12 protein-coding genes and 2 pseudogenes are annotated in these 19,815 nt (G+C 60.8%); 9 read left to right on the forward strand and 5 right to left on the reverse strand.

Going from position 1 to position 19,815, the window contains the following annotated elements:
* Nucleotides 1-85: 85 nt before the first annotated feature.
* The 6 genes from L0U84_RS38425 to L0U84_RS38450 all read left to right on the forward strand — a co-directional run bounded on the left by L0U84_RS38425 (nt 86) and on the right by L0U84_RS38450 (nt 8,600).
* Complete coding sequence (locus tag L0U84_RS38425; protein WP_326491237.1) at nt 86-3,136, forward strand: xanthine dehydrogenase family protein molybdopterin-binding subunit; 3,051 nt, start codon at nt 86-88, stop codon at nt 3,134-3,136.
* Nucleotides 3,133-3,954: an FAD binding domain-containing protein gene (locus tag L0U84_RS38430; protein WP_233858567.1), complete on the forward strand. Its 822-nt coding sequence runs from the start codon at nt 3,133-3,135 to the stop codon at nt 3,952-3,954. Before L0U84_RS38425 ends, L0U84_RS38430 begins: the two co-directional genes overlap by 4 nt.
* The gene (locus L0U84_RS38435; protein ID WP_442794108.1) at nt 3,927-4,499 is read left to right on the forward strand and encodes a (2Fe-2S)-binding protein; all 573 of its coding nucleotides are present in this window, start codon (nt 3,927-3,929) and stop codon (nt 4,497-4,499) included. Before L0U84_RS38430 ends, L0U84_RS38435 begins: the two co-directional genes overlap by 28 nt.
* On the forward strand, nt 4,492-6,066 hold the full coding sequence (locus L0U84_RS38440) for an AMP-binding protein (protein WP_233858575.1): 1,575 nt from the start codon (nt 4,492-4,494) through the stop codon (nt 6,064-6,066). Before L0U84_RS38435 ends, L0U84_RS38440 begins: the two co-directional genes overlap by 8 nt.
* Before the next feature lie 81 nt (nt 6,067-6,147).
* On the forward strand, nt 6,148-7,506 hold the full coding sequence (locus tag L0U84_RS38445; RefSeq protein ID WP_233858577.1) for an MFS transporter: 1,359 nt from the start codon (nt 6,148-6,150) through the stop codon (nt 7,504-7,506).
* 71 nt (nt 7,507-7,577) lie between these two features.
* The gene (locus L0U84_RS38450) at nt 7,578-8,600 is read left to right on the forward strand and encodes an XdhC family protein (protein ID WP_233858585.1); all 1,023 of its coding nucleotides are present in this window, start codon (nt 7,578-7,580) and stop codon (nt 8,598-8,600) included.
* A 15-nt stretch (nt 8,601-8,615) separates the two neighbouring features.
* Here the strand turns inward: L0U84_RS38450 and L0U84_RS38455 are convergent.
* The 3 genes and pseudogenes from L0U84_RS38455 to L0U84_RS38465 form a co-directional block, all read right to left on the reverse strand.
* A pseudogene (locus L0U84_RS38455) lies at nt 8,616-8,819 on the reverse strand (LysR family transcriptional regulator); the annotation flags it as partial.
* 87 nt (nt 8,820-8,906) lie between these two features.
* Nucleotides 8,907-9,088 (reverse strand): annotated as a pseudogene (locus L0U84_RS38460) (porin); the annotation flags it as partial.
* 114 nt (nt 9,089-9,202) lie between these two features.
* The gene (locus tag L0U84_RS38465) at nt 9,203-9,988 is read right to left on the reverse strand and encodes a class II aldolase/adducin family protein (RefSeq protein ID WP_233859848.1); all 786 of its coding nucleotides are present in this window, start codon (nt 9,986-9,988) and stop codon (nt 9,203-9,205) included.
* Between the two features lie 253 nt (nt 9,989-10,241).
* On the opposite strand from L0U84_RS38465, the gene L0U84_RS38470 reads away from it, so the two are divergent.
* On the forward strand, nt 10,242-11,132 hold the full coding sequence (locus L0U84_RS38470; RefSeq protein WP_233858588.1) for a LysR family transcriptional regulator: 891 nt from the start codon (nt 10,242-10,244) through the stop codon (nt 11,130-11,132).
* 46 nt (nt 11,133-11,178) lie between these two features.
* Here the strand turns inward: L0U84_RS38470 and L0U84_RS44100 are convergent, their stop codons facing one another.
* Together L0U84_RS44100 and L0U84_RS38485 are read right to left on the reverse strand one after the other, a co-directional pair.
* Nucleotides 11,179-12,711 carry an amino acid ABC transporter permease/ATP-binding protein gene (locus L0U84_RS44100; protein WP_326491238.1) on the reverse strand — a complete coding sequence of 511 codons (1,533 nt, stop codon included), beginning with the start codon at nt 12,709-12,711 and terminating at the stop codon, nt 11,179-11,181.
* 42 nt (nt 12,712-12,753) lie between these two features.
* Complete coding sequence (locus L0U84_RS38485; RefSeq protein ID WP_233858590.1) at nt 12,754-13,572, reverse strand: ABC transporter substrate-binding protein; 819 nt, start codon at nt 13,570-13,572, stop codon at nt 12,754-12,756.
* An 801-nt stretch (nt 13,573-14,373) separates the two neighbouring features.
* On the opposite strand from L0U84_RS38485, the gene L0U84_RS38490 reads away from it, so the two are divergent.
* Both L0U84_RS38490 and L0U84_RS38495 read left to right on the forward strand, forming a co-directional pair.
* Nucleotides 14,374-18,201 carry an ATP-binding protein gene (locus tag L0U84_RS38490; RefSeq protein ID WP_233858592.1) on the forward strand — a complete coding sequence of 1,276 codons (3,828 nt, stop codon included), beginning with the start codon at nt 14,374-14,376 and terminating at the stop codon, nt 18,199-18,201.
* The gene (locus L0U84_RS38495; RefSeq protein WP_233858601.1) at nt 18,191-19,801 is read left to right on the forward strand and encodes a GAF domain-containing sensor histidine kinase; all 1,611 of its coding nucleotides are present in this window, start codon (nt 18,191-18,193) and stop codon (nt 19,799-19,801) included. Before L0U84_RS38490 ends, L0U84_RS38495 begins: the two co-directional genes overlap by 11 nt.
* The last annotated feature ends 14 nt before the right edge of the window (nt 19,802-19,815 follow it).

Here is a 19,815-nt window from a genome sequence, read left to right on the forward strand (position 1 = left end):
TCTGCGAACAGAGGTCATATGCCTCTGGCTTCATGGGCCGAAACCGAAGGGTCCATAGCGTCACTCATTCATGCAGGAGACACACGTGAACGAAACCGGAACTGAGCTCCTGGTCGAACAGGAAGCTCATCCAGCATCAACAGTCGATCCGTCGAACGCTGAGCTGCGATCACGCCGTCATGTCGGCCGGCCGATGGAGCGCCTCGAAGATGCAGCCATCCTGACCGGACGTGGCCGCTACGGTGACGATATCGCCGTGAAGCCTGGCACCCTGCATGCGGCCGTTCTCAGATCCCCTCATCCACACGCCGAAATCGTCAGGATCGATGCCGCGGACGCGCTCGCCCAGAAAGGCGTGCATGCGGTACTGACCGGCGATGATGTCCGCGCGTGGTCCCTGCCCTTCGTCGTGGGCGTCAAGTCACCGATGGAGCATTGGGCACTCGCGATCGACCGCGTGCGTTACAGCGGCGAACCCGTGGCGGTGGTCGTCGCGGAATCGCGGGCACTGGCCGAGGACGGGCTCGAGCAGATCAAGGTCGAATACGCACCATTGCCGCCCGTCACTTCGATCGCGGCAGCGATCGCCGACGATGCGCCGATCCTGCATCCGAAGGTCGGTTCGAACGTGGTGAGCGATAGGCACTTTCGCTATGGAGACCCCGAAGCGGCCTTCGCGAAGGCCCCTCATCGAGTGACGCTCGAAGCACATTACCCGCGCAACACCTGCACGCCGATCGAATGCGCGGTCGTAGTCGCGGAGTTTCTGGCCGGCAACGAAGGTTACGAGGTCACTTCGAATTTCATGGGGCCATTCTCGTTGCACGCGGTCATGGCGATGGCGCTCAAGCTTCCGGCTAACCGGTTGCGGCACAAGGCACCGCGCGACTCCGGCGGCAGCTTCGGGGTCAAGCAGGCGGTCTTCCCCTATGTGGTGCTGATGTGTCTTGCCTCCCGCAAGGCGGGTGCGCCGGTCAAGTGGGTCGAGGACCGGCTCGAACATCTTAGCGCCGCGACATCGGCGACCGCACGTCTGACGAAGATCGAGGCTGCTGTCGAGAGCGATGGCCGCATCACCGCGCTCTCCTACGACCAGATCGAGGACTGCGGCGGCTATCTCCGTGCGCCGGAGCCGGCGACTTTCTACCGGATGCACGGTTGTCTGACTGGCGCGTATGCGATCCCCAATCTGCTCGTGCGCAATCGCGTCGCGCTGACGTCCAGAACGCCGACCGGCCTCGTGCGCGGCTTCGGCGGCCCGCAGGTCTACTTCGCGCTCGAGCGACTCGTGCAGCGTATTTCGATCGAGTTGAAGCTCGATATCCTCGACGTCTACCGACGCAACTTCATCCCCGCCGACGCGTTTCCGTATCGCACGCCATCGGGCGCGCTCTACGATTCCGGTAACTATCAGGAAGCGCTGCGACGCATGCTGTCGGACGGCGGCTATGACGAGCTGGCCGCACGACGCGAAGCCGCGCGCAAAGAAGGCCGCCTCTACGGCATCGGATTCGCGGCGATCATCGAGCCGTCGGTCTCGAACATGGGCTACATCTCGACTGTGCTGCCGGTGGAGGCGCGGCGCAAGGCCGGGCCGAAGAGCGGTGCGATCGCCAGTGCGACCGTGAGCGTCGACCTGTTGGGCGGCGTGGTCGTCACCGTAGCTTCCACGCCCGCCGGACAGGGGCACATGACCGTGTGCGCGCAGGTCGTCGCCGACGTGCTCGGGCTCGACCCGGCCGACATCGTCGTCAACGTCGAATTCGACACGCATAAGGACGCGTGGTCGGTGGCGTCAGGAAACTACTCGAGCCGCTTCGCGGGGGCCGTGGCGGGCACCGTTCATCTGGCAGCCATGCGCGTGAGAGACAAGCTCGCGCGCATCGTCGCGAAGCAGTTCGGTTGCGCGCCGGAGCAAATCAGCTTTGAAGGCGGCCGCATCGTCCCTATGGGCGACAAAGAGAAGGCATTGCCGTTCAATCGCGCCGCGAGCAACGCACCGCACTGGGCGCCCGCGCTTCTGCCCGAAGGGGAGGAGCCCGGCCTGCGCGAAACGGTCTTCTGGACCCCTCCGAACATGGAGCCGCCCGACGAGCAGGACCGGATCAACACATCGGCGTGCTACGGGTTTGCATTCGACATGTGTGGAGTGGAAATCGACCGCACGACCGGCCGTGTCCGGATCGACCGCTACGTGACCGCCCACGATGCCGGCACGTTGCTGAATCCGGCGCTCGCCGACGGACAGATTCGCGGTGCGTTTGCCCAGGGGCTCGGCGCATCGCTGCTCGAGGAGTTCAGGTATGGCGCAGACGGCAGCTTCCAGTCGGGCACGCTCGCGGACTACCTGCTGCCCACGACCTGCGATGTTCCGGATCCGTTGATCCTGCATCTCGAAACGCCATCGCCATTCACGCCGCTCGGGGCGAAGGGCCTCGGTGAGGGCAACAACATGAGCACCCCGCCGTGCATCGGTAATGCAGTCGCAGATGCATTGGGCATCGAGGATGTGCGCTTGCCTATCACGCCAGCGAAGGTGCTTGCGTTCATCGGGATCGACGATCCGGAGCCGTCGCGGCCCGAGTATCGCGAGGCTGCTCCAAAGAAAAAAACGGCTGGCGCAGGTAAGGCGCTCACCGCGCAAGGCACGGTCGAACTCGACGCAACGCCGGAGGCGGTCTTCGCGGTTCTGATGGATCCGGTCGCGCTCGGCAAGGTGGTGCCCGGCTGCAATGCGCTCGAAACGACAGGGCCGAACCAGTATCGCGCGGATGTGACGGTCGGCGTCGGCATGATCAAGGCACGGTTCGAGGCCAAGATCGGCCTCTCCGATATCGAAGCGCCGCGCAGGCTTCGGCTCGCGGGCGCAGGAGTCTCGCCGCTCGGCACAGCCGAGGGAGAGGGACTTGTCGAACTCACGCCCACCGCGAAAGGCGCGTTGCTGACGTACGACTACGAAGCGCAGGTCTCAGGCAAAGTCGCGGCCGTCGGTGGCCGGATGCTGGAAGGCGCCGCGAAGGTGGTGCTGACTCAACTGTTCGAAGCGCTTGGCCGGCAGGCCGCGGGCAAGCCCGTCCGCGGTGGTGGCGGTTCGTGGTTGCACAAGCTGCTGGCCCGGTTCGGGAGGAAGGCATGAAACCATCGCAATTCAGTTATCTGCGTGCGCAAAGCATGCAGCACGCGCTCGAGGCGCTGTATCACGGCGGCGCGGATGCCCGCATCATGGCCGGCGGACAGTCGTTGATGGCCGTCCTGAACATGCGGCTTTCACAGCCGCGCTGGATCGTCGATGTATCGCGCACCGATGATCTGAATGTCGTCGAAGTCGATACGGCAGGCGGTTACCTCGTCGTCAAGGCGGCAGCGACGCAAGGCAGCGTGGAATGGCGCAAGACGCTCGAACAGGAAGTGCCGCTGCTGCGCCACACGTTCCCCTACATCTCGCACTTCCAGATCAGAAACCGGGGCACGGTATGCGGGTCGGTCGCGCATGCCGACCCGAGCGCCGAACTGCCGCTGGTTCTTGCGACGCTCGGCGGAGACGTGATGCTGCGCTCGAAAAAGAAGAAGCGGCTCCTGCCCGCCGACGCGTTCTTCCAGGGAATGCTGATGACCGCCCGCGAACCGGACGAGTTTGTCGAAGCCGTGCGTTTCCCACTCAGGAAACCCGGCGAGCGCTTCGCGTTCACGGAGTTCTCCGCGAGGCACGGCGACTTCGCGCTGGTGGCGTGCGCGGCGGTCGTCACCGACGACTCGATTCGCATCGGTGTCGGCGGCGTGGCCGACCGGCCCGTCGTCGAACATCTTCCCAGACTGACCGGTGACGATCTGCGCGCGGCACTCAACGATTTTGCATGGAAGCTGGGCGCTCAGGACGACGCGCATGTGAGCGCGAGTCATCGCAGGCATCTCGTCCGGCAGCTTGGATGGAAAGTGATACAGGAGGCAATGTGAAAAGAAAGGACAGCAATCCGCTGCACGACGCTCATCAATCAGGAGCGTTGCGCAGCATCACGGTGAATCTGAACGGCGTGTCGCGCAGCGGCGCATGTGAACCGCGCGAGCTGCTTTCCGATTTCATCCGACACGAACTGGGGGCGACTGGCACTCACGTCGGCTGCGAGCACGGCGTATGTGGCGCGTGCACGGTTCATGTCGACGGCGTGGCATGTCGTTCGTGCCTGATGCTCGCCGTGCAAGCGGACGGGCGGCGTATCGATACGGTCGAGGGACTGTCCATCGGCAATTCGCTGAGCGATCTGCAAGCGGCCTTCCAGCGGCACCACGCGCTTCAGTGCGGCTTCTGCACCGCGGGCATCCTGATGTCGTGCGCCGATTACCTGCAACGCGTACCGAATCCCAGCGAGGAAGAAGTGCGGGAAATGCTGTCGGGGCATATCTGCCGCTGCACCGGCTATACGCCCATTGTGAAGGCGGTACTCGACGTGGCCGCACGCAGACGCAATAACGAGAACGCAATGGAGGCGAGTCATGCTTGATCTGGGCCGGACGTTTATGCAGTCGGTCGAACGCAATCCGAATGCGCTGGCGATAGTCGACGGCGATGTGGAACTGACGTATTCACAGTGGTATGCGCGGATCGGCCGCGTCGCCGCCGGCCTGCGGAGCCTCGGACTCGAACACGGCGACAGGTTGATCGTCGTGCTTCAGAACCGCTGGGAAACGGCGACGCTGCATTGGGCCTGTCAGTTCGCCGGCATCGTGATCGTGCCTGTGAACTGGCGCGCCAAACCGGAAGAGCTCGACCACACCATCGCCGATGCGGGCGCGAGGGTCTTGATCTACGAACCCGCATCGGCCGATGCCGTCATCGCGAGCGAAGCAGCCCGGACGACCGCGCGCGTCGGTCTCGGTCAGGTCGAAGGCGCGACTTGCAGCTTCGAGGGACTGATGGCGAAGCCGGAGGAGGGGACCGCCGCGCTCTCGCCGCAGCCTGCCGCATCGGCCGACGACTACTCCGTGATGCTCTATACGTCGGGCACGACAGGTTTGGCGAAGGGCGTTCCGCGCCGGCATCGTCACGAGCGCGCGGCGGCGCTCGCGCATGTCGCGCAGAACCTGTACCGGCGCGGCGAACGCACGCTCGGCGTGATGCCGCTCTACCACACGATGGGCGTCCGCTCATTGCTCGCGATGGTCCTGGTCGACGGTGTTTTCGTATGCGTGCCCCGCTGGAACGCTTCATCCGCGCTGCATTCCATCGCGGAGTACGGGATTACGTGTCTGTATCTGGTTCCGACGCTGTATCACGACCTGCTCGCTGCTCGCGAGTTTGCACGAACGGACATCGGTTCGATCACGAAGCTCGGCTTTGCCGGCGCGCCCATGAACGATGGGCTGCTCAAGCGTTGCGCGGCTGCATTCAGGCCCGAGCTGTTCGTGAATCACTATGGCTCGTCCGAGGTATACACATTCAGTGTCGATCAGGACGCCACGAAAAAGCCGGGGAGTGCGGGACGCGCAGGCATCAATACGCGCCTGCGGGTCGTCAGTCTCGATGCATCGAGTCCCGATGCGCTCGCACGCGCAGGCGAGGAAGGGCAGATCATCGCCGAACTGGCAGGCGATGAAGCCTTCGAAGGCTACTGGAACCGTCCAGATGCCAATGCAAAGGCCATCAGGGAAGGCTGGTATTTCACCGGCGACACGGGCTATCTGGACGCGGACGGCGATCTGTATGTGACGGGTCGCGTCGACGACATGATCATCAGCGGTGGCGAGAACATCTCTCCCGTCGATATCGAATCGATTCTCTCGCTGCATCCCGCCGTGGATGAGGTGGCGGTCGTCGGCCTGAAAGACGAGCGGTGGGGCCAGAAGGTGGTGGCTTTCATCAAGCGCTCATGCATGGTGGACGCGACGGTGCTCGACGAGTTTTGCCGCACATCGGATCTGGTCAACTTCAAACGGCCGCGCGAATACATCTTCGTGGATGCGATACCGAAGTCTCCGGTGGGCAAGATCCTGAGACGCAAGCTCTCCAGCGGCGAATACGCGCAAGAGAAGGGCACGGCGAAGGTGGAGGGCGCGGATAAGCAGATCTGAAGCGCATTCGAGACCTGCAATAAAAAACCATGCAAATAAGCATGGTAGTCCTAGATATATTGAACTTGGATGGAGATCCTCATGGAAGAAGCGTTGCGAAATGACCGCATGGTCAGAAGTGTGGGCAGCAGACAGGTTCTCGCGGCCGTTGCCGCCTCGTGTTTGGGCTGGGCACTGGACCTGTTCGACCTGTTCGTCGTGCTGTTCGTCGCGCCCGTAGTCGGGAAGCTCTTCTTTCCTTCGACCAACCCGATGCTCTCACTCGCGGCGGTCTATGCGTCCTTCGCTGTCACCCTGTTGATGCGGCCGCTCGGCTCCGCCATTTTCGGCTCGCTGGCCGACCAGCACGGGCGCAAGAGGTCGATGATCATTTCCGTCGTAGGCGTGGGCCTCTCGACGGCGGCATTCGGATTGCTGCCGACCGTTCAGCAGGTTGGCGTCATCGCGCCGGTCCTGTTTCTCCTGCTGCGTCTGGTACAGGGCGTATTCGTCGGCGGTGTGGTCGCATCGACGCATACCATCGGTACGGAAACGGTGAGCCCTAAGTACCGAGGGGCCGTGTCCGGATTCGTCGGCGGGGGCGGCGCGGGGCTTGGCGCGCTGCTGGCCTCTCTGGTCTACCTGGTGACTTCGGCGGCGTTTCCCGGTTCGCAATTCGAAGTGTGGGGATGGCGATTCATGTTCTTTGCCGGCATCGTCAGCTCGTTTCTGGGTGTGTTCGTGTTCAACAGTCTCGAGGAGTCTCCCGTGTGGGCTGCGCTTGCCGCCGAAAAGCGCAAAGCGGCTCCGGTCGCCGCGCGCGATACGCAAAAGCCGGTCAGCTCGCCGGTTCGGCTGCTGTTTTCGAAGCAGTATCGCGCCATCCTGCTCGTGAACCTGTTGCTCACGATCGGCGGCGGGAGCGGCTATTACCTGACCTCGGGCTTCCTGCCCACCTTCCTCAAGGTCGTGAATCACACGCCCAACAGTGTCGCGGGCCTCATTCTCATGATATCGAGCGTGGCCGTGATCGTCGCATCGACGGCAGCCGGTCATCTGAGCACGCTCATCGGGCGCAAGCGTAGTTTCATCTGGCTCGGCGTGGCGCGGCTCGTCTGCTTCCCGCTGCTCTTCATCGCGTTGGCGCGGGCTGACAGCGTCGTCATGATCGGCGCTTGGGCGGTGCTGCTGAGCGCTCTGGGAAGCGCCAGCTACGCGCCGATTCTCATCTTCCTCAACGAGCGGTTCCCGACCGCGATCCGGGCATCGGGCACCGGCCTTTCGTGGAACATAGGCTTCGCGATCGGCGGCATGATGCCGACGCTGGTATCCGTCGTCGCCCGCACGCCCGCCGATCTGCCGGTCGTGCTGGCCGTGTGTCTGGCCTCCGTGAGCGTGCTCTATCTGATCGGTGCGCTCGTCATACCCGAGACTCGCGGCAGCCTCGCGGACGCTGACTGACCGGCATCGGCGAATTCATCGTTCATCCGATGCAGGCAGCCTTGCACCCGTGCGAACGACAGGAGGCGATCATGGACAGCGTGAATCTCGAAGTGCTCAAATCCAGCCAGCGCTGGATCGAAGCGGGGCATCGTGTGCTCCTCGTGACCGTGGTGAAAACGTGGGGCTCGTCGCCGCGTCCGGAGGGCTCGATGCTCGTCGTGCGCGACGACGGCGCGGTGGCGGGCTCGGTGTCGGGCGGCTGTATCGAGGACGATCTGATCGAACGCGTGCGTCAGGGCGGCGTGACGGCGGAACGGCCGCAGGCGGTGCGCTACGGCATCAGCGCGGATGAGGCGCACCGGTTCGGCCTGCCGTGCGGCGGCACGATCGAACTGGTGCTCGAACCGCTCGGCGATGCGGGCGGCATCGCGGCGCTGTGCCGAAGCGTGGAGGCGGGCGAGCTGGTCGCGCGCACGCTCGACATGGCGAGCGGCACGGCCACGCTTGCGCCCGCGCGCTCGACCGAGGGCGTGTTCTTCGACGGCAACCGGTTCGTCACGATTCACGGGCCGCGCTACCGGCTGCTCGTGATCGGCGCGGGCCAACTTTCGCGCTATCTCTGCCAGATCGCGACGGGCCTCGATTATCACGTGACCGTCTGCGATCCGCGCACGGAATATACGGACGTGTGGGATGTGCCCGGCGCGGCGCTCGTTCGCACGATGCCCGACGACACGGTGATCGAGATGCGTCTCGACGAGCGCAGCGCCGTGGTTGCGCTCACGCACGACCCGAAGCTCGACGATCTCGCGCTGATGGAAGCGCTCAGGACGCCTGCGTTCTACGTGGGCGCGCTCGGCTCGCGGCGCAACAACGCGGCGCGCCGCGAGCGTCTCAGGGAGTTCGATCTCTCCGATGCGGAGCTTGCGCGCCTGCATGGTCCGGCCGGCATCTATATCGGCAGCCGCACGCCGCCCGAGATCGCGATCTCGATTCTCGCCGAGCTGACGGCAGCGAGGAACGGCGTGTCCTTGCCGACGATCCTGCAGGTCGAAGGGGCGAAGGCCGCGCGCGAAATCGCGGCGTCGGCCGGTTCGCTGTGCTTCGCGTGACTCACGGTGTCGCGCCCGGTGCGCATAGGCGAGCAGGGTTTCGCCCGCATCGGTCGGACGAACGTCGCGGCTGTTGCGCTCGAGCAGCCTGTGCCCCGCCATCTCTTCCAGACGACCCACCTTCTGACTCACCGTGGACTGGGTCGAATGAAGCCGCGCGGATGCCGCGGTGAACGTGCCGCAATCGGCCACCATGACGATCGCCTTCGTACGGCGCATCGAATGCGTGCCGTACGCTGTCGGATCAAGCCCCGCTGCATCGACCCATCGACGTATCATCCGGGCGTATTGCCGGGTTGAGCACTGGCCCCGGCCAAGATCTTCGCTTCCTCGCAGACCCGACCGGCTGCCTTGCGCATAGCCGCTCTGAAGTTCGTAGACGTGGCCGCCGCCGACGTTGTATGTGTAATCGATTCCTTCGTCGATTAACCCGTACAGAGCGCCACGCTACTTTGAGCGAAGGCTGGCGCACAGAACATGGCGGACATTGTTTGATTTTGAAACGTGTTGACGTGCTTCCGGGACGCATCGACGAGCCGCCCGAAACTACCATCACCACAAAACTGGGTTCGTGGCGGTCCGTCTTGCAAAGAGAGGTTCAATCACGTCCGGTAATCCGAACCTTGATCTTCGATCAAGCGCAATGCAGCGGTCCACGCCTTGTCGATGATTCCACCAGACAGATCCATCTCGAACTGTCGAGCCGTGCGCTCGCACACTTCCGCGCTGGGGGTGACCAGGCTTGCACCGCCTGCCATCGCTTGAACTTGTGCCTGGCAGGCCCGTTCGAGCATGTAGATCTCATGGAATGCTTCAGCGGCAGACGCGCCAGCTGCGATGAGGCCGTGATTGCGCAGAACCATGGCCTTTTTTTCGCCGAGATCATCGACAAGACGCTCGCGTTCGTCGAGATCGGTCGCAATGCCCTCGTACTTGTGATACGCGAGGCGACCGTAGAATTTGAGTGCGTGCTGACTGATCGGCAAAAGTCCATCGCGCTGCGCAGATACGGCGATGCCGGCGGCCGTATGCGTATGAATGACAAAATGGAGATCCGGGCGTGCCATGTGAATTGCCGAATGGATCGTGAATCCTGCCGCGTTTACCGGAAATGCGTCGGGATTGTGCGCGGCGCGCTCGTCGATGACATTGCCGGCGTAATCTATCTTGACAAGATCGGATGCGCACACCTCATGAAACAGGACGCCGTAACGATTGATTAGAAACGTCGGCGTTCTGCCAGGCAAACGCGCTGAGATGTGTGTGTCGATCAGGTCGGTCATCCTGAAAACGGCGAGGAGCCGGTAGAGCGCCGCCAGGTCGTTTCGAATCTGCTGTTCCTCAATTTGCCAGCTGGTTTCCGATACGTCGTATTGAATTATGTTCATTTGCTGTTTAGCCTCGTTTTTCCGTGACGAAATCTTCGCGCTCACTCCAGATTTTCTCTCTCCAGTGGCGCTTCGGAATGTGTTGATATCAATGTTCGGGTCGTGCTTGACGTGGCATCATGCCGTTCATTATCGCCCCGAAAAATTGCTGGCGTCAGATTATTGGTTCAGGTAATTCTGAACATTCAACCCAGCCCGTTCTCCCCACACAACGTCGGGATGCACGGGCACACTGAACTCGATGGAGGCAAGGTTGGCTTCGGTAACACCAGACATGCGGCTGCTGCGCGTATTCGCCAGCGTGGTTCGCCACCAGGGATTCGCCAGCGCGCAGCAGGAACTGAACATGTCGACGTCCGCAATCAGTACCTACATGAGCCAGTTGGAGGACCTGGTAGGTGTCGTGCTGTGCCATCGGGGGCGGGGCGGCTTCAGCCTCACGCCGAAGGGAACGGAATTTCATCTTGAGGCCCAGAGACTGCTAGGGGAGGTGGATGGCTTCGAGCGATATGCCGCTGGATTAAGGGGCGAACTGCGAGGAAGCCTGAAAATTGGTGTGCTCGATGGGCTGGTCACAGACCGTGTGCACGCGATTGACGCAGTTGTTAGTACCTTCGCGCGTGAGCATTCGTCCGTCGAACTGCATATACGGCTTCAAACGCCCTATGAGCTGCAACTCAGTGTGCTAAGTAACCGGATCGACATCGCAGTCGGGGCGTTTCAGATAAGAATGAATGGACTGATCTATCAGCCGCTATATCGGGAGCAGCACTGGCTTTATTGTGGAGACAGCCATCCGCTCTTTAACGTTCGACGCGTGACGGAACAGGATCTCGCTGGGTATCGCATGGTTGGACGAGCCTACTGGAACCAGGCCGAACACGTCCGGCACGGCCTCAGGGATACCGGGGCGACCGTAGACAGCATGGAGGGCCAATTGGTCCTCATTCTGTCGGGCGCCTACATCGGCTTTTTGCCCGAGCATTTTGCGCAACGCTGGGTGGAAGAAGGCAGGTTGCGGGCACTGTCACCCGCAGCCTTTGGATTCCAGGCGCCGTTCACCTCGGTCGTACGGCGTGGCCGCTTGAAGGAGCCATTGATTCAAAAGTTTCGGGACATCCTCAAGCGCCAGCTGACCGCCTGAGATGCAGTAGCGAGGCTGGATGTCGCGCGCGGCGCGACGACATCCCTCACTGGTTCACGGCAATGCGCGAGTCGATGCCGATGAAGCGACGCACACGTTCGGCGCTGGGGCTGATGCGGATTGTCTCGGGTGACGCTACGAGCTGGACAGTACCGCCTTCCATGAAGACCACGCGGTCAGAGATCGACATGGCGAAGTTCATTTCATGCGTGACGATCACCATGGTCATGCCTTCTTTCGCCAGATCGGAAATAACGGCAAGCACGTCGCCGACCAGTTCCGGATCCAGCGCGGACGTCGGCTCGTCGAACAGCATGATATCCGGCTCCATCGCAAGCGCTCGTGCGATCGCGACACGCTGTTGCTGGCCGCCAGAAAGCTGGTATGAATACTTGTGCGCGTGGGCAAGCATTCCCACCTTCTCCAGGAGAGCCATCGCCTGATGTGCCAGATCCTCTTTCGTGCCGCGTTGATGATAGCGTGGCGCCATGATGACGTTATCAAGGATCGTGCGGTGAGGAAACAGATTGAAACTCTGGAATACCATGCCTATGCGACTTCTGCCGGCTCTCAAGCGCGTGCCGCCAGAGCGATCTGCGGCTGCGATGTACGGTTCACCAAACAGATCGATCTTGCCGTTGTCGATCAACTCGAGCGCGTTGATCGTGCGTATCAGCGACGTCTTTCCTGATCCGGACGGACCGATGATCGAGATGACTTCTCCAACCCCCACTTCGAGATCGATGCCTTTCAGCACTTCGTGATGGCCGTAGCGCTTATGGATATTCTTCAGGGACAACGCATTCCCGGAGCGCGCGCGAGCGATCTTCACCGAACCTGGTGCGGCCGTTACGAGTTGGTGCCTGAGCGGCGCCAGCTCTGCATCAGGAATTGTCCCCGCACGCCGTCGGGTCGTATCCAGCCAACGCTCCATGTAATGAAGTAACCAGCCGAAGACCGTCACGATCATCACATAGTAGATCGCGATGGCGAGCAGCGTCTCCAGAACCAGAAAGTTCTGTGCGTACAGTCGCTGTCCGACCATCAGAAGCTCCGTCAGCGAAATGACTGACGCAAGCGATGTCAGCTTGACGCAGGTGATGAACTCGTTGACCAGCGTGGGCAGCGCGATGCGGAAGGCCTGTGGGATGATCACGAGCCGCTGCAGGCCAAGCGCCCGAATCCCTAGCGCGGTACCGGCTTCATATTGCCCGCGCGCAACGGACAGGAGACCGCCTCGGTGAATCTCCGCCATGTATGCCGCCTCGGTTACCACGAGCGAAATGAAACTGGATACAAAGGGATCCGAAAGGACTGACCCCGAAGCCGGGAACAGCTGCGGCAGGTTGAAGACGAAGACGATAACGACCAGCAGAGGAACGCTGCGGAAAAACCAGATGTATAGATTGGCCGGGACGGTCAGCCACCTCTTGCCTGACAGTTTGGCCAGTGCCAGCGGGAATCCGAGCACCATGCCAAGCGCCCATGACAATGCGCTGAGTTCGACCACGGTCAAGCTGGCCCGCCAGAACGCAGGTAGCGAAAACAGTGATAAGAAGTATGAAAAATCGAAGTGCATGAGAGTCTCGCTCCACATCTAAACGGGATCGCCTGATTGCATTCAGGACGCTTTGGCAGGTGGCAGCAGGTTGTACTTCTTGAGAATCCGCCCGTATTCGCCGCTCTGCCTGAGCTGATCCAGTGCCTTTCCCAGCGCGTCATAGAGTGCCTGATCGTCCTTTCGGACGTATATGCCGAGGGTTTGTGGCTCGATCAGCTCGGTTGACGTGACGACAACGCGCCCTGACGACTTGTCAGCCAGCATGTGTGCGGCGACGGCAATCTCCATCTGGGCCTGAACGTTATTCGACAAAAGCGCCTGGAGTGCTTCAGGGGCGGATGGAAACTCCTGGATTCCAATCGGTGCCTTGCCGTTTGCCTTGCAATAGCTATCCGAGACTTTGCGGAGCGTCGGTGCCCAGGAAGCGCCTTGTTCGACTGCCACGCGCAGGCCGCAAAGATCGGTCATTGCCTTAGGCTTTACGTCAGAAGACGTTCTGGCCAAAATCGCGGCGCCAGTCTGGGCGTAGGGAATTGCGCGTGCTTGAGCGGTACGTTCGGGAGTCACATACATGCCGGAGATGACTGCGTCGTAGCGCCGTGCGTCCAGGCCGAGAATGAGCCCGGAAAAGCGCGTATCGACGAATGTTGCTTTCGCTCCGAGTTGTTTTGCAAGCGCACGTGCCAGTTCCGGATCGGCTCCTACGACATCGCTTCCGGCATAAGATTCGAAGGGCGGATAGCTGATCTCCATCCCGATCGCAAGCCCGCCGGTCGCCAGTGTAGTCGAGGCAGCCTCAGCATTCGCCGTCACATAAGCTGAGGCAGCGATGCCAAAGGCGAGCAGCAAGCGCACTACACTGAATCGTTTTACAGTCATCGTCTTTCTCCAGAGGATTGGGCAATTGCGGGGATTTGGATGCTGGCGCAGTCGCGGGAAGTGCCCTGCCCGGTGCGCAAAGCATGATTCGACGGTCGTCAGGCGAGCCGGCTGCACTGCAGGACGGCGAGCAAGCGCACTACGAGTCACGTCGTGTGCATACCGGAAGGAACAAGGTCCGAGGGTCCGGTTCACGCAGCCCGATAATGCATGTGCGGTAGAGCTGGAAGAATGACGGACAATAAATTGATAGTTCTAGATTTTCTGAACTAAGGCTGAACGCAGATGCGCGTGCCCGGAGTCACGCGTTGCGATGGGAATGAGTTCCTCCGATCGGGCGGCTGGCTTCCCATGGGTAGAGCAGCAGACGCCGAGAAGGCTGTGCGTACTGTGTGGGTAACGACCGTTCTGGCCGACTTTACTCATCCACAGAAGCTCCAGGAAAGCTGCCGTTGAAAATTTCAACGGCGGCTCTACGGAACCTTCATCGAACTGGTGCTCTCGGCCATGAAGGGACATTCCCGTCAAGAGTGAAGAGCGTGTCTGGGCGGCCGCTTCACAACTGGAAACGACCGTTCGTCGACTCTCTAGGCGAGCCGAAACCACCGGGCGACCCCTGATCCGCTGATCGAAAATCGGTGTGCGACAATCATCAGGTCTCGTGATGGGGAAAACCGCCAGCCTAGCGCGAGCGCCTTCCCGCAACTGAAAATAGCATTACTCGCGATTGCAGAAATCGAAGGCTCGGTCCTTTCACTGTGAAAGAACTGACATTTCTACCTGACAGCACGAGTGTTCTCTATGGCAGAGGATTCCGGGTACGTGTTAGAGGCGCTTCGCGAGGAGGCGGACTTCACGCTCTATCGCGGCAGATCGCTCGGCAGCACGACGCCGATCCTGGCGCTTGCGGTCGCCGCGGATCAGTCGTCGCCCCAGCGCCTCCGGCGGCTCGAACACGAATGGTCGCTCGCGACCGAACTCGATGCGGCGTGGGCCGCTCAACCGCTGGCGCTGACCCGTCACCAGGGTCGAGCGATCCTCATTCTCAAGGACCCGGGCGGTGAACCACTGGATCAGTTACTTGAAAAACACAAGCAACAGCCAATTGATCTGACTCGCTTCCTTCGCATAGCGGTCGGTTTGGCGGCAGCACTTAGCCAGGCCCACCGGCAAGGCTTCATCCATAAGGACATCAAGCCCGCGAACGTACTTGTCGACGACGCCGGACACGTATGGCTCACCGGGTTCGGCATCGCGTCCCGACTCCCTCGCGAGCGCCAGTTGCCCGATGCCCCCGAATTTATCGCCGGATCACTCCCGTATATGGCGCCCGAACAGACCGGGCGCATGAATCGCTCAATCGATTCCCGCAGCGATCTCTATTCTCTGGGTGTCACGCTTTACGAGATGTCGACCGGCGGCCTCCCGTTCACCGCTTCTGATCCCATGGAGTGGGTGCACTGCCAGATCGCAAGGCAGCCAGAATCTCCTCGTGAACGGGCGCCAGATATACCCGGGCCAGTGTCAGCCATCATTGTGAAGTTACTCGCTAAAACCGCTGAAGCGCGATATCAGACGGCGGTGGGGCTGGAGCGCGATCTCAGGCGATGCCTCAAGGAATGGGAATCTCGTGGATGCATTGATGCGTTCACGCCTGGCGGCCACGACACGTCGGATCGGCTACTGATCCCCGAGAAACTGTACGGGCGCTCAGCCGAAATCAATACGCTGCTCGCGTCCTTCGACCGTGTCGTAAGTGGAGGCAGGCCGGAACTCGTTCTGGTTTCCGGCTATTCGGGTATCGGCAAGTCCGCTGTCGTCAATGAACTGCATAAGCCACTTGTCCCGCCCCGAGGCCTCTTTGCATCAGGCAAGTTCGACCAGTACAAGCGCGACATCCCGTATGCGACGCTCGCGCAGGCGTTCCAGAGCCTTATCCGTCCAATTCTCGCGAAGAACCAGGAAGAGGTGGACCGCTGGCGCGATGCAATCCGTGTGGCGCTCGGTCCGAACGGTCAACTCATGGTGGATCTGGTCCCGGAGTTGAAGCTCATTATCGGCGAGCAGCCGCCGGTCGCAGAACTATCGCCGCGGGATGCGCAGAGTCGTTTCCAACTGGTATTGCGTCGCTTCATCAGTGCGTTCACGCGGGAGCATCCGCTCGCGCTCTTCCTCGACGATCTGCAATGGCTCGACGCGGCCACTCTGGATTTGATGGAAGATTTACTCACGCATCCAGACGTTAAAGGCCTGCTGCTGATCGGTGCTTATCGCGACAACGAAGTGAACGCCACGCATCCGCTGACGCGTAAGCTGGGAAGCATTCGTCAGGCTGGCGCGACCGTGCATGACATCGTACTTGCGCCCTTAACGCGCAACGACCTGGAAGAGTTGCTTGGCGATTCCCTTCATTGTGAACGGGGCCGTGCTGGCCCATTAGCGGAACTGGTCGAAGAGAAGACCACCGGCAACCCGTTTTTTGCCATCCAGTTTTTCTCGGCGTTGTTCGAAGAGGGGTTGCTCGTCTTCGATCACGCCGAGGGGCGGTGGTGCTGGGATCTGAATCGCATTCACGCCAAGGGTTATACCGACAACGTCGTGGACCTCATGGTAGGAAAATTGAACCGCCTGTCCACCGAGACGCAGCAAGCGCTGCAGCAACTCGCGTGTCTCGGCAACAGCGCCGACTTCGTCATGCTGCGCACGGTGTATCAGGACTCGAGCGAGGAAATGCACGGACGGCTTTGGGAAGCGGTCCGAACGGGACTCGTTATGTGTTCAGACGAGGCTTACCGGTTTCTCCACGACCGTGTGCAGGAGGCCGCTTACTCGCTCATTCCTCAGGAGTTGCGCGCCGAGGCGCATCTGCGAATCGGCATGTCGATGGCTTCGCACACTTCGCCAGACAAACTTGAGGAAGGGATCTTCGAGATTGTCAATCAACTCAACCGTGGCGCTCATCTGATCACGTCAATTGCGGAACGTGAACGGATTGCGCAGCTGAATCTCATCGCGGGTAGACGCGCCAAGATCTCGACGGCGTACGCATCGGCCCTCAAGTATCTCCACGCCGGGCGCAGATTGCTGACGGAGGAGGCTTGGGATCGCAACTATGGTCTTGTGTTTGCGATCGAGCATCTGCTTGCCGCATGCGAATTGCTGACTGCTGACATGACCGGCTCGGAAAGCCGCCTTTCCATGCTGGCCGGACGGGCGAAAACTGCTCACGATACCGCGCTGGTCGCCCATTTACGCCTGACTCTCTATAACCTGCTAGGTCGCGGCGACCGTGGCATGGAGGTATTCGTCGAATACCAGCGAGGGTTCGGAAAAGATTGGTCGCCCCATCCCACGGATGAACAGGTATTGCAGGAATACGAACAAATCTGGTCGTGGCTGGGGACGAGGCAAATCGGCGAGCTCGTTGACCTGCCGTTGATCACCAATCCGGATGTACTCGACATTCTGGATGTTTTCACGGAGGCTGTGCTTACGGCGCAATTCACCGACGAGAACCTTCTCGCGCTCGTGCTTTGCCGGATACTTTCCCTTAGCCTCGAGCATGGCAACAGCGACGCATCTTGCTTCGCGTATGTATCGTTCGGCATGATCGCCGGGCCTCATTTCGGAAACTACGAGGCCGGCTTTCAGTTCGGAAAACTAGGCTACGATCTCGTGGAGAAGCACGGATGGCATCGCTATCAGGCGCGCGTCTATATGCGCTTCGGAAGCTGTGTCATCCCATGGAAGCGACATGCCAGGACCGGACAACAACTCATACGGCGCGCGTTCGACGCGGCAAACAGGATCGGCGACCTTAGTTTTGGCGCATTTAGCTGCCACCATCTGAACACCAATCTGCTCGCAACGGGAGAGCCGTTGACCGAGGTGCAGCGTGAAGCCGAGGCCGGTCTCGAGTTTGCGAAGAAAGTACGGTTCGGCCGCCTCATTGACCAGATCGCCACGCAACTCGCGTTTGTGCGGACGTTACGCGGCTTGACAACGCAGTTCGGTTCTTTTAATGGCGGTCAATTCGACGAGCTTCAATTCGAGGCGCAATTTTCGAGCAATGCATCCTTGGCGACGCGAGAGTGTTTTTATTGGATCAGAAAGTTACAGGCTCACTTCTTTGCCGGCGATCATTGTGCCGCGGTGCTGGCGTCGCTGAATGCGAAACGTTTGCTTTGGTCAGTGCACTCCTACTTCGAAGTGGCGGAGTTTTACTTTTACGGCGGACTCGCCCGGGCCGGCGCTTGTGACTCTGCAATCGCAGGCTCGCGAAAGGAGCACTTCGAGGCTCTGGCCGATCACCACAGGCAGCTTGCAATATGGGCGGAGAATTGCCCGGAAAACTTTGAAAACCGGGCCGCACTGGTGGGCGCGGAACTCGCCCGGATCGGAGGGCGCGACCTCGACGCCATGCGCCTCTACGAGCAGGCTATCCGCTCCGCACAAGCGAACGGTTTTATGCACAACGAGGCCGTCGCCAACGAGCTGGCAGGACGTTTTTTCCTGGCGGGTGGTATCGAAAGCGCGGGCTACTTCTATCTCCGCAACGCGCGTCAGTGCTATGACGGTTGGGGTGCTCACGGCAAAGTAAAACAACCCGACCGGGAAATTGGATGTTGAGACTGTTGTCAAAGCTTCGCAGACACTTTCCAGTGAGATGATCCTTCCCAGTCTGATCGAGAAGCTGGTACGACTCGCGGTCGAGAACGCAGGGGCTAGTCGGGCTCTGCTCATCCTCTTTTGGGGCGGCGAGCCCCGGATCGAAGCGGAAGCGATCAGTGGACCGAGCCATATCGAGATTGCAGTTCGCCAAGACACGATCACGCCGTCTGACCTCCCGCAATCCGTGCTGCAATATGTCACCCGGTCACAGGAGTGCGTGCTCCTCGATGACGCCTCGGCCGACGGCGTGTATTCAAAAGACGAGTATGTCCGGCGTAAGGGTTCACGCTCCGTACTTTGCGTGCCCATCGTAAGGCAGGCAAATCTTGTCGGCGCGCTTTATCTGGAGAATAACCTCGCGCCATGTGCCTTCACGTCAAACCGGGTTGCTCTTCTGCAGTTGCTGGCTTCGCAAGCCGCCATTTCACTTGAGAATTCGCATCTCTATTCGGATCTGCAACTCCAGGCCGGACTGCTGCAGCGACTTCCTGTATCCGCCTGGACACTCAAGCCTGATGGGACACCGGACTTCGTGAATCAGGTCTGGCTTGATTACTCCGGGCAGACTCTCGACTTCGTCCGGTCGCACCCGGAGGCCTGGATGACCGCAGTCCACCGCGAGGATCGCGAAGCGGCATCGAGGGTCTTTTGGGGCGGGGTGCGCTCGGGACAAGGATTCGAAATAGAAACCCGCTCCCTGCGCGCTCAGGACGGAAGCTATCGCTGGCATCTCCAACAAGCTGTGGTCTTGCGTGATGCTGAAGGACAGGTTCTGAAATTCATTGGTACCACCACCGACATCGACGAGCAGAAGCGTGCCGAACACGCGCTACGTCAAGCGCAGGCCGATCTCGCACGCATTAACCGGGCGACCACCTTGGGAGAGTTGGCCGCTTCCTTGGCTCATGAAATCAATCAACCGATTACGGCTGCTATCGCCTACGCAAATGCCGGCCTGCGATGGCTTGACCGCGACGAGCCGAATCTCGATGAGGCGCGCGCGGCGCTCACTCATATTGCGAACGACGGACAACGCGCGGCGCAGATCATCGCCAGGCTCCGCACACAATTCGAAAAGGGTGCCCTGAATCAGGAGGTCGTCGAGGTAAGCGAGATTGTGCGGGAAACCGTGGACCTCCTGCGCGGCGAGGCAGCGCGACACGACATATCGGTCCGCACAGAACTGGCAGCCGGTCTCCCCCAGATTGTTGGAGACCGAGTGCAATTGCAGCAGGTCGCGATGAACCTGATCGTCAACAGCATCGAAGCGATGAAGGATGTTGAAGGAATCCGGGAGATGGTCATCAGGTCGCAGCGGGCCGAAAACGGGCAGATTCTTGTGTCTGTCAGTGATACCGGCATGGGCGTCCCGCCGCAGCTCGCGGAACGGATTTTCGATCCGTTCTTTACAACCAAGTCCCACGGCACCGGCATGGGGCTTCGCATCAGCCGTTCGATCGTCGAATCGCATGGCGGGCGTTTATGGGTCACCGGCGCGCTTGGGCGGGGCGCGGTCTTTCACTTCACCCTACCTGTAGCGGTCGGCGACCGTAATTAATTAACTGTCAAGCG

The sequence above is a fragment of the Paraburkholderia sp. HD33-4 genome, assembly GCF_021390635.1.
Lineage (GTDB): Bacteria > Pseudomonadota > Gammaproteobacteria > Burkholderiales > Burkholderiaceae > Paraburkholderia.